The sequence below is a fragment of the Pseudomonas sp. GD04019 genome (assembly GCF_029837695.1).
In the GTDB taxonomy this organism is placed as follows: Bacteria; Pseudomonadota; Gammaproteobacteria; order Pseudomonadales; family Pseudomonadaceae; genus Aquipseudomonas.
Map to the genome: position 1 here is coordinate 256,214 of NZ_JAOEEA010000009.1, position 17,208 is coordinate 273,421.

General features: G+C 66.1%; 18 protein-coding genes, 2 tRNA genes and 1 pseudogene. 11 read left to right on the plus strand and 10 right to left on the minus strand.

Going from position 1 to position 17,208, the window contains the following annotated elements; genetic code table 11:
• Positions 1-78: 78 nt before the first annotated feature.
• From N7607_RS16090 to N7607_RS16105, 4 genes are read left to right on the plus strand one after another with little or no spacing between them, the layout of a single operon-like run.
• Positions 79-2,832, plus strand: coding sequence for a response regulator (locus tag N7607_RS16090; RefSeq protein ID WP_279867619.1), 2,754 nt, complete (start codon positions 79-81; stop codon positions 2,830-2,832).
• A gap of 9 nt (positions 2,833-2,841) precedes the next feature.
• The gene (locus N7607_RS16095; RefSeq protein ID WP_279867620.1) at positions 2,842-3,840 is read left to right on the plus strand and encodes a 2-hydroxyacid dehydrogenase; all 999 of its coding nucleotides are present in this window, start codon (positions 2,842-2,844) and stop codon (positions 3,838-3,840) included.
• 25 nt (positions 3,841-3,865) lie between these two features.
• A complete protein-coding gene (locus N7607_RS16100) occupies positions 3,866-4,303 on the plus strand; it encodes a hypothetical protein (RefSeq protein ID WP_279867621.1) in 438 nt (145 codons plus the stop codon).
• Positions 4,300-4,704, plus strand: a complete 405-nt coding sequence (locus N7607_RS16105; RefSeq protein WP_279867622.1) for an META domain-containing protein — start codon at positions 4,300-4,302, stop codon at positions 4,702-4,704. The genes N7607_RS16100 and N7607_RS16105 overlap by 4 nt, the downstream gene beginning before the upstream one ends.
• 190 nt (positions 4,705-4,894) lie before the next feature.
• Here N7607_RS16105 and dinB read toward each other — a convergent pair whose 3' ends face one another.
• Positions 4,895-5,947, minus strand: a complete 1,053-nt coding sequence (gene dinB, locus N7607_RS16110) for a DNA polymerase IV (protein WP_279867624.1) — start codon at positions 5,945-5,947, stop codon at positions 4,895-4,897.
• Positions 5,948-6,074: 127 nt separating this feature from the next.
• On the opposite strand from dinB, the gene N7607_RS16115 reads away from it, so the two are divergent.
• The 6 genes from N7607_RS16115 (at position 6,075) to tcyN (ending at position 9,777) form a co-directional block, all read left to right on the plus strand.
• Positions 6,075-6,151 (plus strand) — tRNA-Met (locus tag N7607_RS16115).
• Between the two features lie 113 nt (positions 6,152-6,264).
• A tRNA-Met gene (locus tag N7607_RS16120) sits at positions 6,265-6,341 on the plus strand.
• Between the two features lie 116 nt (positions 6,342-6,457).
• Complete coding sequence (locus tag N7607_RS16125; RefSeq protein ID WP_279867626.1) at positions 6,458-7,456, plus strand: D-cysteine desulfhydrase; 999 nt, start codon at positions 6,458-6,460, stop codon at positions 7,454-7,456.
• Positions 7,457-7,565: 109 nt separating this feature from the next.
• The gene (tcyJ, locus tag N7607_RS16130) at positions 7,566-8,363 is read left to right on the plus strand and encodes a cystine ABC transporter substrate-binding protein (RefSeq protein WP_279867627.1); all 798 of its coding nucleotides are present in this window, start codon (positions 7,566-7,568) and stop codon (positions 8,361-8,363) included.
• Positions 8,360-9,028: a cystine ABC transporter permease gene (gene tcyL / locus N7607_RS16135; protein WP_279867628.1), complete on the plus strand. Its 669-nt coding sequence runs from the start codon at positions 8,360-8,362 to the stop codon at positions 9,026-9,028. Before tcyJ ends, tcyL begins: the two co-directional genes overlap by 4 nt.
• Entirely contained in the window at positions 9,028-9,777 is a 750-nt protein-coding gene (gene tcyN, locus N7607_RS16140) for an L-cystine ABC transporter ATP-binding protein TcyN (RefSeq protein ID WP_279867629.1), read from the plus strand. Before tcyL ends, tcyN begins: the two co-directional genes overlap by 1 nt.
• 254 nt (positions 9,778-10,031) lie before the next feature.
• Here the strand turns inward: tcyN and N7607_RS16145 are convergent, their stop codons facing one another.
• On the minus strand, positions 10,032-11,930 hold the full coding sequence (locus N7607_RS16145; RefSeq protein WP_279867631.1) for a potassium transporter Kup: 1,899 nt from the start codon (positions 11,928-11,930) through the stop codon (positions 10,032-10,034).
• Between the two features lie 344 nt (positions 11,931-12,274).
• Positions 12,275-12,586: a hypothetical protein gene (locus N7607_RS16150; protein WP_279867632.1), complete on the minus strand. Its 312-nt coding sequence runs from the start codon at positions 12,584-12,586 to the stop codon at positions 12,275-12,277.
• 377 nt (positions 12,587-12,963) lie between these two features.
• Here N7607_RS16150 and N7607_RS16155 point away from each other — a divergent pair, with 377 nt between their 5' ends.
• Positions 12,964-13,242 (plus strand): hypothetical protein, encoded by a 279-nt coding sequence (locus N7607_RS16155; protein ID WP_279867633.1) that lies wholly within the window; start codon positions 12,964-12,966, stop codon positions 13,240-13,242.
• Positions 13,243-13,266: 24 nt separating this feature from the next.
• Here N7607_RS16155 and N7607_RS16160 read toward each other — a convergent pair whose 3' ends face one another.
• The 7 genes and pseudogenes from N7607_RS16160 to N7607_RS16190 all read right to left on the minus strand — a co-directional run.
• Positions 13,267-13,440, minus strand: coding sequence for a hypothetical protein (locus N7607_RS16160; RefSeq protein ID WP_279867635.1), 174 nt, complete (start codon positions 13,438-13,440; stop codon positions 13,267-13,269).
• A gap of 66 nt (positions 13,441-13,506) precedes the next feature.
• Entirely contained in the window at positions 13,507-14,310 is an 804-nt protein-coding gene (locus N7607_RS16165; RefSeq protein WP_279867637.1) for a DNA adenine methylase, read from the minus strand.
• A 146-nt stretch (positions 14,311-14,456) separates the two neighbouring features.
• Complete coding sequence (locus N7607_RS16170; protein WP_279867640.1) at positions 14,457-14,981, minus strand: DUF2514 family protein; 525 nt, start codon at positions 14,979-14,981, stop codon at positions 14,457-14,459.
• Positions 14,960-15,292 carry a DUF6527 family protein gene (locus N7607_RS16175; RefSeq protein ID WP_279867643.1) on the minus strand — a complete coding sequence of 111 codons (333 nt, stop codon included), beginning with the start codon at positions 15,290-15,292 and terminating at the stop codon, positions 14,960-14,962. Before N7607_RS16175 ends, N7607_RS16170 begins: the two co-directional genes overlap by 22 nt.
• Positions 15,289-15,834, minus strand: coding sequence for a glycoside hydrolase family 19 protein (locus tag N7607_RS16180; protein ID WP_279867646.1), 546 nt, complete (start codon positions 15,832-15,834; stop codon positions 15,289-15,291). Before N7607_RS16180 ends, N7607_RS16175 begins: the two co-directional genes overlap by 4 nt.
• 84 nt (positions 15,835-15,918) lie before the next feature.
• Positions 15,919-16,155, minus strand: coding sequence for a hypothetical protein (locus N7607_RS16185; RefSeq protein ID WP_279867648.1), 237 nt, complete (start codon positions 16,153-16,155; stop codon positions 15,919-15,921).
• A pseudogene (locus N7607_RS16190) lies at positions 16,155-17,208 on the minus strand (hypothetical protein); the annotation flags it as partial. The pseudogene N7607_RS16190 and the gene N7607_RS16185, both read right to left, overlap by 1 nt.

Below are 17,208 nucleotides of genomic sequence, written 5' to 3' on the forward strand. Positions count from 1 at the left end.
ACAAGTCTGCCAAAAAACCATGCGGATTCCCACTCGACGACCGCTAAACTGCACCCATCAACCCTGCTGGAGAACACTGTGTTCAAGGACCTCGGCATCAAGGGCCGCGTGCTGCTGCTCACCCTGCTGCCCACCAGCCTGCTGGCGCTGGTATTGGGCGGCTACTTCACCTGGATGCAGCTGGCCGACCTGCGCAGCCAGCTGCAGCAGCGTGGCGAAACGGCGGTGCAGCACCTGGCACCACTGGCCGCCCAAGCCCTGGCGCGCGGCGATGCGGCGCAGCTGAAGCGTCTGGCCGAGGAAGCGCTGAATCAGCAGGACGTGCGCGCCGTCGGCTTCCTCTCCGCCGAGCGGCAGAGCCTGGCCCAGGCCGGGCCGGACATGCTCAACCCGCCGCCGCAGGCCACGGTCGAGCCGCTGGCCACCAGCAGCAGCCAGGACGCCACGCGCTTCCTGATGCCGGTCTTCGGCCGCCACCAGAGCCTCGCCGGGCCTGCCGAGGCGGACAGCGCCGACCGTCTGCTGGGCTGGGTCGAGCTGGAACTGTCGCACCACCGCACCCTGCTGCAGGGCTACCGCAGCCTGTTCGCCAGCCTGCTGCTGATCGTCGCCGGTCTCACCGTCACCGCCCTGCTCGCCCTGCGCATGAGCCGGGCGATCAACGATCCGCTGCGCACCATCAAGCAGGGCGTGATCCAGCTCAAGGACGGCCAGCTGGAGACCCGCCTGCCGCCGCTGGGCAACCATGAGATGGACGAACTGGCCGCCGGCATCAACCGCATGGCCGAGTCGCTGCAGAACGCCCAGGAGGAGCTGCAGCACAGCGTCGACCAGGCCACGGAGGACGTGCGGCAAAATCTGGAAACCATCGAGATCCAGAACATCGAGCTGGACCTGGCGCGCAAGGAGGCCCTGGAAGCCAGCCGCATCAAGTCCGAGTTCCTGGCCAACATGAGCCATGAGATCCGCACCCCGCTCAACGGCATCCTCGGCTTCACCGGCCTGCTGCAGAAGAGCGACCTGACCCCGCGCCAGCAGGACTACCTGGGCACCATCGAGAAGTCCGCCGAGAGCCTGCTGGGGATCATCAACGAGGTGCTCGACTTCTCCAAGATCGAGGCCGGCAAGCTGGTGCTGGAGAACATCCCGTTCAACCTGCGCGACCTGATCCAGGACTGCCTGACCATCCTCGCGCCGTCCGCCCACCAGAAGCAGCTGGAGCTGGTCAGCCTGATCTACCGCGACACCCCGCTGTCGCTGCAGGGCGACCCGCAGCGCCTCAAGCAGGTGCTGACCAACCTGGTGAGCAACGCCATCAAGTTCACCCGCGAGGGAACCATCGCCGTGCGCGCCATGGTCGAGGACGAGAGCGACGACCGCGCGCAGCTGCGCATCAGCGTGCAGGACACCGGCGTCGGCCTCTCCGACGAGGATCTGCGCGCCCTGTTCCAGGCCTTCAGCCAGGCCGACAACTCGCTCAGCCGCCAGGCCGGCGGCACCGGCCTCGGCCTGGTGATCTCCAAGCGCCTGATCGAACAGATGGGCGGCGAGATCGGCGTCGAAAGCAACCCCGGCACCGGCTCGGAATTCTGGATCAGCCTGACCCTGCCCAAGGCCCGCGACGATGCCGACGACCTGCCGCGCGCGCCGCTGCAGGGCCGCCGCGTGGCCATGCTGGAAAACCACGATCTGACCCGCCAGGCCCTGCAGCACCAGCTGGAGGACTGCAACCTGCAGGTGCTGGAATTCGCCAGCCTCGACCAGTTGCTGGAGCAGGTCACCCGCCAGCGCGAGGCCGGCCAGCCGATCGACCTGGCCGTGCTCGGCGTCAATATCCAGGAGCTGCCGCCGGAACAGCTCGGCCAGCGTCTGTGGGACCTCGACCGCCTCGGCTGCAAGGCCCTGGTGCTGTGCCCCACCACCGAGCAGGCGCTGTACCACGAGGCATTGCCGGAGACCCATCTGCAGCTGCAGGCCAAGCCGGCCTGCACGCGCAAGCTGCTGCGCGCCCTGAGCGAGCTGATCAGCCCGCGCCAGGTCAAAGCCGAGGCGCCCGCACCGCTGACCAGCCGCCCGCCGCGCCTGCTGTGCGTCGACGACAACCCGGCCAACCTGCTGCTGGTGCAGACCCTGCTCGACGACATGGGCGCCGAGGTCACCGCCGTGGACAGCGGCTACGCCGCCGTGCAGGCCGTGCAGCAGCAGGCCTTCGACCTGGTGTTCATGGACGTGCAGATGCCCGGCATGGACGGTCGCCAGGCCACCGAGGCGATCCGCCTGTGGGAGCAGGAGCGCGAGCGCAGCCCGCTGCCCATCGTCGCCCTCACCGCCCACGCCCTGGCCAACGAAAAACGCGCCCTGCTGCAGGGCGGCATGGACGACTACCTGACCAAGCCGATCAACGAGCGCCAATTGGCCCAGGTGGTGCTGAAGTGGACCGGCCTGGCCCTGCGCAACCATCCACAGCCGGCCGCGTCCAGCGCTCCGGCGATCAGCGCCAGCCTGCGCGTGCTCGACGCCGAGGAAGGCCTGCGCCTGGCCGCCGGCAAGGCCGATCTGGCCAGCGACATGCTGGCGATGCTGCTGGCCGGCCTGCCCGCCGACCGCCAGGCCATTCGCCAGGCCCGCGACGCCGGCGAGCGCAACGCGCTGATCGAGCGGGTCCATCGCCTGCATGGCGCCACCCGCTACTGCGGCGTGCCGCAGCTGCGCGCCGCCTGCCAGCGCAGCGAGACCCTGCTCAAGCAGGACGATCCCAACGCGCAGCACGCTCTCGACGAACTGGACGCGGCCATCGCCAGGCTGGCCGAGGAGGCCGCGGTCAGCGCCTGAGGAGCCTCGATGAAGATCATCCTGTTCAGCAGCAAGCCCTACGACCAGGCCAGCTTCGCGGCCTGCCCGCTGCCGGCCGGCTGGCAACTGCAATTCCAGGACAGCCTGCTGACACCGGACACCGCCGCCCTGGCCACAGGCTGCGAGGTGGTCTGCGCCTTTATCAACGACAACCTCAGCGCGCCCGTGCTGGAACGCCTGGCCGCCGGCGGCACACGCTTGATCGCCCTGCGCTCGGCCGGCTACAACCATGTCGACCTGCAGGCCGCCGAACGCCTGGGTCTGGTTGTGGTGCGAGTGCCCGCCTATTCGCCGCATGCGGTGGCCGAGCACGCGGTGGCGCTGATCCTGGCGCTCAACCGGCGCATCCACCGGGCCTTCAACCGCACCCGCGAAGGCGACTTCAGCCTGCACGGGCTGACCGGCTTCGACCTCCACGGCAAGACGGTCGGCGTGATCGGCGGCGGGCAGATCGGCCTGGCCTTCGCCCAGATCATGACCGGCTTCGGCTCTCGCCTGCTGATCAGCGACCCCTGCCCCATCACCGGCCTGGACGTCCTCGGCGCGCGCCAGGTGGCACTGGACGAGCTGATCGCCGAGAGCGACGTGATCAGCCTGCACTGCCCGCTGACCGAGGCCAGCCGCCACCTGATCGACACCGAGCGCCTGGCGCTGATGAAGCGCGGCGCCATGCTGATCAACACCGGGCGTGGCGCGCTGGTGGACAGTCCGGCGCTGATCGAGGCGCTGAAGAGCGGCCAGCTCGGTTACCTGGGCCTGGATGTCTACGAAGAAGAGGCCGAGCTGTTCTTCGAGGATCGCTCCGACCAGCCGCTGCAGGACGACGTATTGGCGCGCCTGCTGACCTTCCCCAACGTAATAGTCACCGCGCACCAGGCCTTCCTCACCCACGAGGCCCTGGCCGCCATCGCCGGCACCACCTTGGACAACATCGCCGCCTGGGCCGCCGGCGCGGCGGTCAACCGGGTGACATCCGCCGCGTGCTAGCATCCCGTGCAGCTCAGGAGGCTTCATGACCACCCACGATTTCCGCTACACCCTGCTCAACCCGCAACACACCCTCACCGAGTGCCGCGCCCTGGCACCGGGCCGCTACCAGGTCACCGGCAACGGCGGCGCCATCCAGGCCGGCGACAGCCTGCTGGTGACCCTCAAGGGCAGCAAGGAGCTGTCCATGAGCCTGGCGGTGGAGAAGGTCCGCCACCTGATCAACCCGCCCGGCCAATGGCTGGCAGTGGCCAGCGGCCCGGCCTTCCGCGAACTGGCGATCCACAACTGGCAGGTGGACTGCGACGGCTGCGCCAAGCGCATCGACCTGGAGTTCGCCGTCGATGCCTCGCTCGGCGCCAAGGCCCAGCAACCCGCCGCGGAAGCGCGCCTGCTCGAACTGGGCTGGGTGAGCCGCGGCGGCAAACACTTCTGCCCCGCCTGCACGGAGAAAAGCGCATGAAGCACGCCCTGGCTCCCGCCCTGCTCGCCGCCGCCCTGAGCGGCTGCGCCAGCGAACCGGTACAGCTGGAAAGCGACAAGACCTACCAGGTGGAATGGCTCGGCGAGCGCCCGCTGATCGAGCGCAGCCACCTGACCATCACCCTCGGCGCGGATGGCCGCGCCTACGGCAACGCCGGCTGCAACCACTGGTTCGCCAGCTACAGCCGCGACGGCGACAAGCTGAACTTCGGCCAGGCCGGCGCCACCCGCAAGATGTGCGCACCGGAGCTGATGGAGCAGGAGCAGCGCTTCCTCGAAGCCCTGGGCCAGATTCAGCGCTGGGATGTATCGGGCACCGACCAGCTGCGCCTGTGGCCTGCCGAGGGAAAGCCGATTCGCCTGTCCCCCGAAGAAGGCTGAGTAGCCCTTTCGCGATCTGTCGCCGCTGTAGCCCGGATGCAATCCGGGACAACCGGCAACTCCGCCCCGGATTACATCCGGGCGACTCCGCGACATCCCCTCTCCCGTTTACGGGAGAGGGCTAGGGAGAGGGTCGAAGCCAACGCCCTCTCCCCCGGCCCCTCTCCCACAAGTGGGAGAGGGGAGCCGCCTACTCGAACAGCTCCAGCTGCTCGTGCCGCCCGCGCAGATCCAGCAACCGCACCCCTACCCCGAGCAGACGCACCGGCTTGTTGCCGCGGGCGAAGGCCGCGCTCATCAACAGCTGATAGCTGTCCAGATCGCGACGCGCGCCGGCCTGTTCCAGGGTGGTCTGGCTAAAGTCGTGGAACTTGATCTTCACGAAGGGCTTGTCCGGCCGGTAGCTGGCGTCCAGGCGCGCCATGCGCGTGTCGAGCTGCTGCAGCAACTCCGGCAGTTGCTTGAGGCAGGCCGCCAGGTCCGGCAGATCCTGGTCGAAGGTGTTCTCCACGCTCACCGACTGACGCCGGCTGTCCACCTGCACCACGCGCTCGTCGATGCCGCGCGCCAGATTCCACAGGCGCTCGCCGAAACTGCCGAACTCGCGCGCCAGGGCCAGCTTGCTCCAGTCGCGCAGGTCCAGGCAGCTGCTGATGCCCAGCCGCTCCATCTTGCTGGCCGTGACCTTGCCCACCCCGTGCAGCTTGCTCACCGGCAGCGCGGCGACGAACTCCTCGACCTGATCCGGGGTGATCACGAACAGCCCGTTGGGCTTGCGCCAGTCGCTGGCGATCTTGGCCAGGAACTTGTTCGGCGCCACCCCGGCCGACACGGTGATGTGCAGCTCCTGGGACACCCGCCGGCGGATATCCTGGGCGATACGCGTGGCGCTGCCGTCGCAGTGCGGGCTGGCGGACACGTCTAGGTAGGCCTCGTCCAGCGACAGCGGCTCGATGATCTCGGTGTAGTCACGGAAGATCGCGTGGATTTCCCGCGACACCGCCTTGTAGGCATCCATGCGCGGGCGCACCACCTGCAGATCCGGGCACAGCTTGAGCGCCTGGCCCATGGGCATGGCCGAGCGCACGCCCCAGGCCCGTGCCTCGTAGTTGCAGGTCGCGACCACCCCGCGCCGATCCGCCGCCCCGCCCACCGCCAGCGGCCTGCCGGCCAGGCGCGGATCGTCGCGCATCTCGATGGCGGCGTAGAAACAGTCGCAGTCGATGTGGATGATCTTGCGCACGCCAAGCCCCGTACGGCCTGCCCTGAGACCCGAAGTCTACCATTCGCCCCGCGCTAAGCATCTGAGAAAAAACAGCTTTTTCTGAATCAGTGGTTGACACATAAGCTTTCGCCGCTAGAATGGCCGCCGCGGGATGGAGCAGTCTGGTAGCTCGTCGGGCTCATAACCCGAAGGTCGTCGGTTCAAATCCGGCTCCCGCAACCAGATTCAGAAGAAGGCCACTCAAACGAGTGGCCTTTTTTTTGCCTACGATTTATGTAATTGATTAAAAAACAGAAATCGATTGACACACACCAATCCCTGAGTAGAATGGCCGCCGCGGGATGGAGCAGTCTGGTAGCTCGTCGGGCTCATAACCCGAAGGTCGTCGGTTCAAATCCGGCTCCCGCAACCAGATCAAAGAACGCCTCGATGGGGAAACCCGTCGAGGCGTTTTCTTTTGTGCGGCGTATTTGCCGGCGGCGCTCGCCACTGACTAGAGTGACAACTTTCCACTCCGGTCCTCCCACCATGCTGCGCCAAGCCCTCGCCCGCTTTCCCCGCCTCGAACTGATCCCCGCCGCCACGCCGCTGGAACACCTGCCACGCCTGTCCCGGCACCTGGGGCGCGATATCTGGATCAAGCGCGACGACCTCACCCCGCTGGCCCTGGGCGGCAACAAGGCACGCAAGCTGGAATTCCTCGCCGCCGACGCCCTGGCCCAGGGCGCCGATGTGCTGGTCACGGCCGGCGCCATCCAGTCCAACCATGTGCGCCAGACCGCCGCCACCGCCGCCCGGCTCGGCCTGGGCTGCCTGGCCCTGCTGGAAAACCCGATCGACACCGCCGACAGCAACTATCTGAGCAATGGCAACCGCCTGCTGCTCGACCTGTTCGGCGCCGAAATCGAGCCGGTGGCCAACCTGGACAATGCCGACCAGTTGCTGGCCGACGCCTGCGAGCGTCTGCGCGCCGCCGGCCGCAAGCCCTACCTGGTGCCCATCGGCGGCTCTAACGCCCTCGGCGCCCTCGGCTACGTGCGCGCCGGCCTGGAGCTGGTCGAACAGATGCGCAGCAGCCAGGATTTCGCCGCCGTGCTGCTGGCCTCCGGCAGCGCCGGCACCCACAGCGGCCTGGCCCTGGCACTGGAACATGCGCGCCCCGGCACTCGCGTGGTCGGTGTCACCGTGTCGCGTCCCGACGCCACCCAACGCCCCAAGGTCGAAGGCCTGCTGCAGCGCACTGCCGAACTGCTCGAAGTGAACGTACCGGACACTCTGCGCATCGAACTCTGGGACCAGTACTTCGCCCCGCGCTACGGCGAGCCGAATGCCGGCACCCTGGAGGCGATCCAACTGCTGGCCCGTCTGGAGGGCGTGCTGCTCGACCCGGTCTACACCGGAAAGGCCTTCGCCGGCCTGCTCGACGGCATCGCCCAGGGCGTTTTCCCCGGCAAAGAGCCGCTGCTGTTCCTGCATACCGGCGGCGCACCGGCGCTGTTCGCCTATCATCCTGCTGGAGCCGCTTGAAACCTGTAAATTAACTCAGGAATAAGCAGATAATTTTTAATTATTTTATCGAATAAAAATTTGACCCTAGAGTTGCCCGACTTTCCGCCCACTGCATAAGAGGCATTCCATGAAATTCACTACTCTGCGTCGTCACTTCCTGCTCGGCAGCCTGAGTCTGCTGCTCGGCGCCAGCCTGGCCACCCCGAGCTTCGCCGCCGACCTGCTGAACGAGGTCAAGGCCAACGGCGCACTCAAGGTCGGCCTGGAAGGCACCTATCCACCGTTCAACTACCAGGACGAGAACGGCAAGCTCACCGGCTTCGAGGTCGAACTCGCCGAGGCCCTGGCCAAGGAACTGGGCGTCAGCGCCGAGTTCCAGCCGACCAAGTGGGACGGCATCCTCGCTGCGCTGGAGTCCAAGCGCCTGGACGTGGTGATCAACCAGGTGACCATCTCCGACGAGCGCAAGAAGAAGTACGACTTCTCCGCCCCCTACACCGTTTCCGGCATCCAGGCGCTGACCCGCAAGGCCAATGGCGACAGCATCAAGAGCGCCGCCGACCTGGCCGGCAAGAAGGTCGGCGTGGGCCTCGGCACCAACTACGAGCAGTGGCTGAAAGAGAATGTGCCGCAGGCCGACATCCGCACCTACGACGATGACCCGACCAAGTTCCAGGACCTCAACGTCGGCCGCATCGACGTGATCCTGGTCGACCGCCTGGCCGCCTTCGAGATGGTCGAGAAGACCGGTGGCCGCCTGGCCGTGGCCGGTGACGCCTTCTCCCGCCAGGAAGCCGGCATCGCCCTGCGCAAGGGCAACCCGCAGCTGCTGGCCGCCATCGACAAGGCGCTGGCCAAGCTCAAGGCTGATGGCACCCTGAAACAGCTCTCCGAGAAATGGTTCAAGGCTGACGTCACCCAATGATCGAAACCAGCCTGCAGCTTGCGCTGGACTCCCTGCCCTTCCTGCTGAAGGGCACCCTGTGGACGGTGGTACTGAGCCTGGGTGGCATGTTCTTCGGCCTGCTGCTCGGCTTTGCCCTGGCCCTGCTGCGGTTGTACGGCTACTGGCCACTGCAGTGGCTGTCGCGGATCTACGTCTCGTTCTTCCGCGGCACGCCGCTGCTGGTCCAGCTGTTCATGATCTATTACGGCCTGCCCCAGCTGGGCATCCAGCTGGAGCCGCTGACTGCCGCGCTGATCGGCTTCTCGCTGAATATGGGCGCGTACACCTCCGAGATTTTGCGCGCCGCCATCGCCTCCATCGACCGCGGTCAGTGGGAAGCGGCGGCGAGCATCGGCATGGGCCGGGCGCAGACCCTGTACCGCGCCATCCTGCCCCAGGCCGCGCGCACCGCGTTGCCGCCGCTGGGCAACAGCTTCATCTCGCTGGTCAAGGACACCGCCCTGGCCGCCACCATCCAGGTGCCGGAGCTGTTCCGCCAGGCGCAGCTGATCACCGCGCGTACCTTCGAGATCTTCACCATGTACCTGGCCGCCGCGCTGATCTACTGGATACTGGCCAGCATCCTGGCGCACTTCCAGGCGCGCCTTGAAGAGCGGGTCAACCGCCACGAGCAGGACTCCTGATGATTTCCGTGCGCAACCTGAGAAAGGCCTTCAAGGGCCAGGAAGTGCTCAAGGGCATCGACCTGGACGTCGCCCCCGGCGAGGTGGTGGCCATCATCGGCCCCAGCGGCTCGGGCAAGACCACCCTGCTGCGCTGCCTCAACCTGCTGGAAGAGCCCAGCGGTGGACAGATCACCGTCGGCAGCATCGCCATCGATGCAGACAAGCCGCTCAAGGCCCAGCAGAGCCTGGTGCGCAAGCTGCGCCAGCACGTCGGCTTCGTGTTCCAGAACTTCAATCTGTTCCCGCATCGCACCGCCCTGGAAAACGTCATCGAGGGCCCGGTGCAGGTGAAGAAGGAGCCGCGCACCCAGGCCACCGAGCGCGCCCGCGCCCTGCTCGCCAAGGTCGGCCTGGCCGGCAAGGAAGACGCCTATCCCAAGCGCCTCTCCGGCGGCCAGCAGCAGCGCGTGGCCATCGCCCGCGCCCTGGCCATGCAACCGGACGTGATCCTGTTCGACGAGCCCACCTCGGCCCTCGATCCGGAGCTGGTCGGCGAAGTACTGGCAACCATCCGCGGCCTGGCCGAGGAGAAACGCACCATGGTCATCGTCACCCACGAAATGAGCTTCGCCCGCGATGTGGCCAACCGGGCGATCTTCATCGACCAGGGCGTGATAGTCGAACAGGGCGAGGCCAAGCAACTGTTCAGCGCGCCGCAGGAGGAACGCACGCGGCAGTTTCTCAGCAAGTTCCTCGGCTCGGCCTGAGCCGCTGCGCCTAAAGCACCTGTCTACGATCTTCTGCGCGTCGGGCAATGGCCGCATAAGGCGCGGGGCTTCGCTGCGCTCTACCAGCCCCGAGTCTGCCGGGCTCGACGCCCACTCTCCCGCCGGGAGAGGGCCGGGGGTGATGGGCTCATCGGCCACTCAGAGCCGCCTGAATCACCCTCACCCGCCCTACGGGCACCTCTCCCGGAGGGAGAGGGATTGACACGCCTGGCGCCCTCGGGCGACGTCTCGCTTCAGATCTCCACCTGGGTACCCAGCTCGATCACCCGGTTCAGCGGCAACTTGAAGAAGCGCAGGTTGCTGTTGGCGTTGCGCAGCAGGAAGGCGAACAGCGCCTCGCGCCAGCGCGCCATGCCGAAGCGCTTGCTGGCCACCACCGTCTCGCGGCTGAGGAACCAGGTGGTGCTCATCGGGCTGAAGTCCAATTCGTTGAGGTGGCACAGGCGCAGCGCCTCCGGCACGTCCGGCTCCTCCATGAAGCCGAAGTGCAGGATCACCCGGAAGAAGCCGTCGCCATAGGCCTCCACCTCGAAGCGCCGCTCCGGCAGCACCCGTGGCAGGTCTTCGCTGACCACCGTGAGCAGCACGATCTGCTCGTGCAGCACCTGGTTGTGCAGCAGGTTGTGCAGCAGCGCGTGGGGCACGGCATCCGAGCGCGCGGTGAGGAATACCGCCGTGCCGCGCACCCGCAGCGGCGGCTGGCTGCGAATGCTGGAGATGAAGATCGGCAGCGGTAAGGCGTTGTCGTCCAGGCGCTCCACCAGCAGGTGGCGGCCGCGCTTCCAGGTGGTCATCAGGGTGAACACCGCCAGCCCGGCGATCACCGGGAACGCGCCGCCCTGGAAGATCTTCGGCACATTGGCGGCGAAGAACAGCGCATCCACCAGGAAGAACACCAGCAGCAGCGGAATGGCCAGCCAGCGCGGCGCCTTCCACAGCAACAGCACCACGGCCGCGGCCAACAGCGTGGTGATCAGCATGGTGCCGGTCACCGCCACGCCATAGGCGGCCGCCAGGGCATCGGACGACTCGAAGCCCAGCACCAGCAGTACCACGGCGACCATCAGCGCCCAGTTCACCGCGGCGATGTAGATCTGCCCCTGCTCCGCATCCGAGGTGTGCTGGATGTGCATGCGCGGAATGTAGCCGAGCTGGATGGCCTGGCGGGTCAGCGAGAAGGCTCCGGAGATCACCGCCTGGGAGGCGACTATGGTGGCGAAGGTGGCCAGCCCCACCAGCGGCAGCAAGGCCCAGCCCGGCGCCAATAGATAGAAGGGATTGCGCGCCGCCTCAGGGTTGTCCAGCAGGATCGCGCCCTGACCGAAGTAGTTCAGCACCAGCCCCGGCAGCACCAGCAGGAACCAGGCGCGAGCAATCGGCTGGCGACCGAAATGGCCCATGTCCGCGTACAGCGCCTCGGCTCCGGTCAGCGCCAGCACCACCGCACCGAGAATCGCCACGCCGATGCCCGGATGGGCGATGAAGAAATGGATGCACCAGTAGGGGTTGAGCGCCTGCAGCACCTGCGGCTGATGAACGATACCGTACACGCCCAGGGCGCCCAGGGTGACGAACCACAGCAGCATCACCGGCCCGAACAGGATGCCGATGCGCGCCGTGCCGTGCTTCTGGATCAGGAAAAGCCCCACCAGCAGGATCAGCGCCAGCGGCACCACCCAGTGCTCCAGCCCGGCGAAGGCGATCTCCAGGCCCTCCACCGCCGACAGAACGGAGATGGCCGGGGTGATCATGCTGTCGCCATAGAACAGCCCGGCGCCGAACAGGCCGAGCAGCACCAGCACCACCCGCAACCGCGGATAGGGCGCGGCCGCACGCCGGGCCAGCGCGGTCAGCGCCATTACCCCGCCCTCGCCCTGGTTATCGGCGCGCAGCACGAACAGCACGTACTTGATCGACACCACCCAGATCAGCGACCAGAAGATCAGCGACAGCACGCCGAGCACGCCCTCGTGGTTGACCTGCACGCCGTATCCGCCGTTGAACACCTCCTTGAGGGTGTACAACGGGCTGGTACCGATATCGCCGTAAACCACGCCCACCGCGCCAATCAGCAGGCCGATGGCGGACGAGGCATGAGGGGACTTGGTGTGCTCGGCGACGACTTCGCTCATGGGCGGTTTCCATCCGGACGAGTGGGCGTACGGCCTGTAAACGAGCCACTCGGCCCGTTCCAGGGCCGTCGCGGCTCGCTATGGGCGGCCAGGCTGAGCATAGATCAGTTGTCCGGCCAGGCTGTTCAAGCACGCAAGCTGCCGCTAGAATTGCGCACTTTTTGATCAGAGGCGCCCTCCCGAGCGCCCGTTTGAGGTTAGCCCCCGATGTCCACCGCCACACCGAAAGTCGGATTCGTCTCCCTGGGTTGCCCATAGAGCACATTATCTAAACCGATTATTCCAGACACAAAAAAGGCCCGGAGCCCCTGAAATAAGGGGCTCCGGGCCTTTTCGTTTCTAGGTTACTCGCCGAGGCGATCAAGCAGCCGTCGAGAGAACTTCACCAGGCTATCGAGCGCCTGGCGCTGATCGGCGCCTAGTCCAATGCCCTCAAGCTCCCTGGCCAGGGCCAGGGTGAGGCTGGCTTGCATCGACACGGCATCCACCAACTCAGCCGTGGCGGCATTGCGGTCAGCCTGCAGTGCCGCTTCCAGCTTCGCCAGGATCTCGGCATGCAAAGACCGGCCCGCCACCACGGAGGCCCGCTCGAGTGCAGCCCGCAGCTCCGGCGGCATCCTGAGGGGGTAAGGGGAGATGGCGTGGCGGTCAGACATGTGCGCTTCCACAGTTGGATTGTGCAATCCACGAATCGTGTAGGCGCTCAGTATGTAGGGTGGAGTCCTTTGGACTCAATGAGTCCACTTGACATCATAAAAACCGTGGAATCATATTGAGTCCACAGAAGACCGCCACCGAGGGGGACGCTATGCAAAAGCGGATCACACCGTACCCATTGCGACTGAGCGAGACCACGCGGCAAGCGGCCGAGCAGGAGGCAGAGAAGAATCGCCGCAGCCTCAATGCTGAATTGACCTTGCTCATTGAGGAGGCGCTGGAGAGCCGGAGAAAGAGGCGGCCGCGCGCCTAACCGCAAGGCCCTGCGCGGGCGATGTAATGGGCTTTGGCAGTCGTGTATCTCGGAAGTAAGCACATGGACCAAAGCACGGACCAACGCAACACCACCCTACTCGTCGACAGCCCTGAATCGGCGCTGATCCTAAACCCCGCCACCGACCCGCAGAGCATCGACGACATCATGCTCTGCGCGCTACAGCGCAACGCCGCAGTGGTCGACGTCCTCGCCCAGGATATCCTTGACCGCGATCAGTTCGCCCTGCCCATCCCCACCATCAGGAACCTGCTGTGGCTCCTGCAGGGGCAGTTCGATCAGATGAAGATGATCATGCGGGACTACCGCAAGCACAGGTAAAGCCTGAGGCCGCTGAGCGGGAGGCTATTCAGCCCCCCATTCCTTGGCGGCCCTCTCGAAGCCCACCCATTTCCCATCCCGATCAAGCCCCCGGCCAGCCATCAGCTGGGCAGCCACCGCCTGCGCGTCGACCTCACCCCTGGCCATGGCCTTGAGCAGTTCAGTCGGGAGAGGTTGCAGGTGCTCGAGCAGATTCATCAGGGTGGCTCCTTGGCCGTTTCGGTGGAGCCAGTAACGCTCTGGTGCCGCCCCATAGCAAGCACTTCAGAGACCATCGAACAAGCCGCCGAGAGCGGCCGGCGTCCAGTTCATGATCACCAACTCGCCGGTCAGGTCGGCCGTGCCTTGCCGCTGGTTAGTGTTGCTGTAGCGGATATCGATCCGCTCCATGTGGAAGCCGGCGAACGCTTCGCGGATATCGGGGTGGTCGTTGATGCTGACCATCACCTTGCCCTTGCAGCGCCGCATGAAGTCAGCCATCGCCAAGTACTGCTCGAAGGGGAAGTCCACGCCATAGCCCTCGGTCTGCCAGTACGGCGGGTCCATGTAGAGGAAGGTGTGGGCGCGGTCGTAGCGTTCGGCGCATTCCAACCAGGGCAGGTTCTCGACGTACACACCAGCCAGACGCTGCCACGCCGCGGAGAGGTTCTCCTCGATGCGCATGATGTTCGGCGCCGGTCCGGTGGTGGCCGTGCCGAAGTTCTGCCCGGTCACCTTGCCGCCAAAGGCATGGTGCTGCAGGTAGAAGAACCGCGCGGCGCGCTGGATATCGGTGAGGGTTTCCGGCCGGGTGATCTTCTGCCACTCAAACAGCTGCCGGCTGGACAGCGCCCACTTGAACTGGCGCACGAACTCCTCGACGTGGTTCTGGATCACCCGATAAAGCGACACCAGGTCGCCGTTGATATCGTTCAACACCTCGACGGGGGCCGGCTGCGGCCGGAGGAAGAAGAGCGCAGCGCCGCCGGCAAACACTTCGACGTAGCACTCATGGGGCGGAAATAGCGGGATAAGACGGTCGGCCAGGCGGCGCTTGCCGCCCATCCAGGGGATAACAGGCTGGGTCATGTGCAAACCTTTTACTGTATGGATAAACAGTGCTAGGCTCACCCTCGCTTCGTGCACGAGGCGGGAGCCTTGGCTGGGCTTGCAGGTACGGTCTGCGGGTTCGGCAACCTGCCCGGGTGTTCGCGCACCCAGGCAGGTTGCTCTCTTCATTGCGTAAGCGAATCGTAAGAGGCCTCGCAGGCCTGCCCCCTCACTCGGTTGTCGTCGGCGGCGGCAGCATAGAGTCCAGCAGCCGCTCCAACCCGGCCGAGCACGTGGGCACGCACTCTGGCTTCGGCTTCTGCTGCCTCGCCGAGCTGGGCAGTGATGGAATCACCGCAGGCTCGGCTACGCCGCTCGGACTCTGCGTAACGCAGCTCGAGGCGCTGCAGAGCATCACCAGCGCTAGCAGCATCAGCCTGCGCCACTTCCAGTTGTTCAGCTGCATTCCGCTCTACCTCTTCGTTGCGCGCCTGCCGGCGCTTGGTTTCCTCCAGGGCCACCAGCGCTGCACGCCGATCACGTTCGGCCACCTCCGTCCGGTAGCTGCTGTGCGCTGCCTTCTCGTCGGAAAGATCAGCATGAGCCGCGGCTAAGCGGATCTGCTGCGCGCCACCTACCAGGCCCGCCAGCAGCAACCCTACAAGCCCGGCCCACACCCAAGCAGGAACTAGCTCCACCAGCGCTCGCATGCTTCCTCCCAATTCGGCAGATCAATCGTCTGGCCAGCCAGGTGGTGGGTGCAGTCGCCCAGGTACTGGATACGCCCATCGGTGATGAACGAATGGCACACCCGCTCGCCATCGCTCCAGTTGTAACGGCACAGTACAGACGGCGTGAACGTAGGCGCCGCAGCGTTGCCGTTGTAGCCCCAGCGCGGGCCATTGCCCTCCCCGGTCTGGACGGTGTGTGGCATATCGCAGCCCAGGCAGAAGAACGAAAAGGCGCCAGGCGCAGACTCAGCCAAACAATGGGAAACCGCCTTGAACTCATAGCCGCTCATGCCAGCACCTCCCGCGCCCGGGTGTAGAGCTTCAGCCGATCCTGGTAGCCGTTCAGACCGCCGTTGATGCGCTGGGTGATCAGGCGGAACTGGCCCTGATCGGCCAGCTCGTTGAGCCCACGGCTCATCCAGTACCAGGCCGCCGACTCGCTCGCCCACTGCGGCTCCTCCAGCAGCTCGGGCTGAGCTAGCAGACGCTCATCCCCGAACAGGATCAGGCTCACCAGCTGGTAATTGCGCCGGCCGGTGATCTGGATCAGCCCACGCCCCCGGTACAACTTGCCGTCGCCATCCAGCTCGGGTGTGTTGCCCAGGTCGGTGCGGGTGTCGTAGCGCTTCTGCGCCTCGGTCGGCCCCCAGATCTCGCGGGCGTAGCGCAGTGAGCCGGACTCGTGGCCGATCTGCGCCAGGAAGGCGGCAATCCGGCGCGGGTTATTGATCTGCCGATGGGCCATGGCCGTGAGCAGGTGCGGCAGGTAGGCCGCCGCCTTGCTGCCGGCCTCGGGCAGGATCTGCAGCAGTTGCTCCAATGTCAGTCGCATCATTCCTCCAGGCACAAAAAAGCCCGCACGCAGCGGGCTTGGTCTAGGATTCTTCTGCCGCCAAGGAAGGCGGCTCTCGCGAGGTCAAACCTCAATGTCGTACTGAGGCAGGCTTGGCGCTGGCCCGGTGATCTGGCCATCGAGCACGAAGGCCAGACTGCCCACCGGCACGCTCACCCCGAGCACGAGGATCTGCGTACCGTTGCGCAGCTCGACCACGCTACTGCCAGTGGCGGTGCTGACGCTGATCACCTCGCCCACCGCCCGGCGACCACCAGGCAGCAGGTTAATGAACTTCTTCCAGGGATTGATCGTAGACATCAGGCTGCCTCCATGTAGTGCCGCTCCAGCCGCAGCACCTGACTGACCTTGCTAGCCCCGGTGCCGGTGGCGCTGATGTCCACCCCGAGGCACAGCCCTCGCCACCACGGCGACTCGCGCACCTCGCACAGATGGCCAGGTAGAACTAGGCCAGGCGCACTGCCGCCCTGCTGCATCAGTGGAATGGTCAGCGGCACCACCTCCTGATCGCCGCCCTTGCTCAGCTCGCAGATGCCCCGTGACCTGGCTGCATCGGTGGCAGTGATCAGGTCATCGAACACATCCGGTGCCGGGTTGTCGCCGGCCGTGCCGGTGCGCCGCACGTCCACCGCCACCCCTTGCGTGGTGCCACTGACGTAGACCACGTTCCACGCCGGCTGCGGTGACCACTCGCCCTCGATGTTGGTGATCAGCTCGCCAGGGATGATCCGATCCATGATCGACTGGTCCCACCACCACACCGCCTCGCGGTAGCGCGGCAGCACAGTGAGGCCATCGCCCGCCATATCCGGCCGCACGATGCCACCCACGGCCTCGGCAATACGGGCGATCACCTGCATGGGCGTCTGATCCTGGTAGCTCAACGCCCCGGCGGTGATCGTCCAGTCCGGCGGGCCGAAACCGGTGGCGTCCCAGTTCAGGGTGAAGCCGGTGAGGTACAGCTGATCCTCAGCCGCCTGGCGAGCGTTGATGTCCACGGCGTTCATCGCGCTGCGCCGAGGCGCATAGGGCGCTGCAAGCAGCTGGGTACGGCTGGCGCCGCTGACGCTGAAACGCTCCACCGGAAACTGCGCGGAACGGCTGTAGCGCTCAACCAGGATCAGCCAGACCCAACCATTGATGGTCACCTCGATGGTCTTACGGCCACTGCCCGAGGGTCGCACCAGGTTGAGCGAAGTCACCCCGTGCAGGGTGCAGCTGAACTTCCAGGCGAAGCTGTCGGCGTCCAGGCTCAGCTTGATGTCGGTCGCATCCAGCGGCGTGCGCTCGGGCAACACCACCACGCTGACGCTGTTGGCGATCATGTAGGTCTCCAGAATGTCCGGCTCGGTC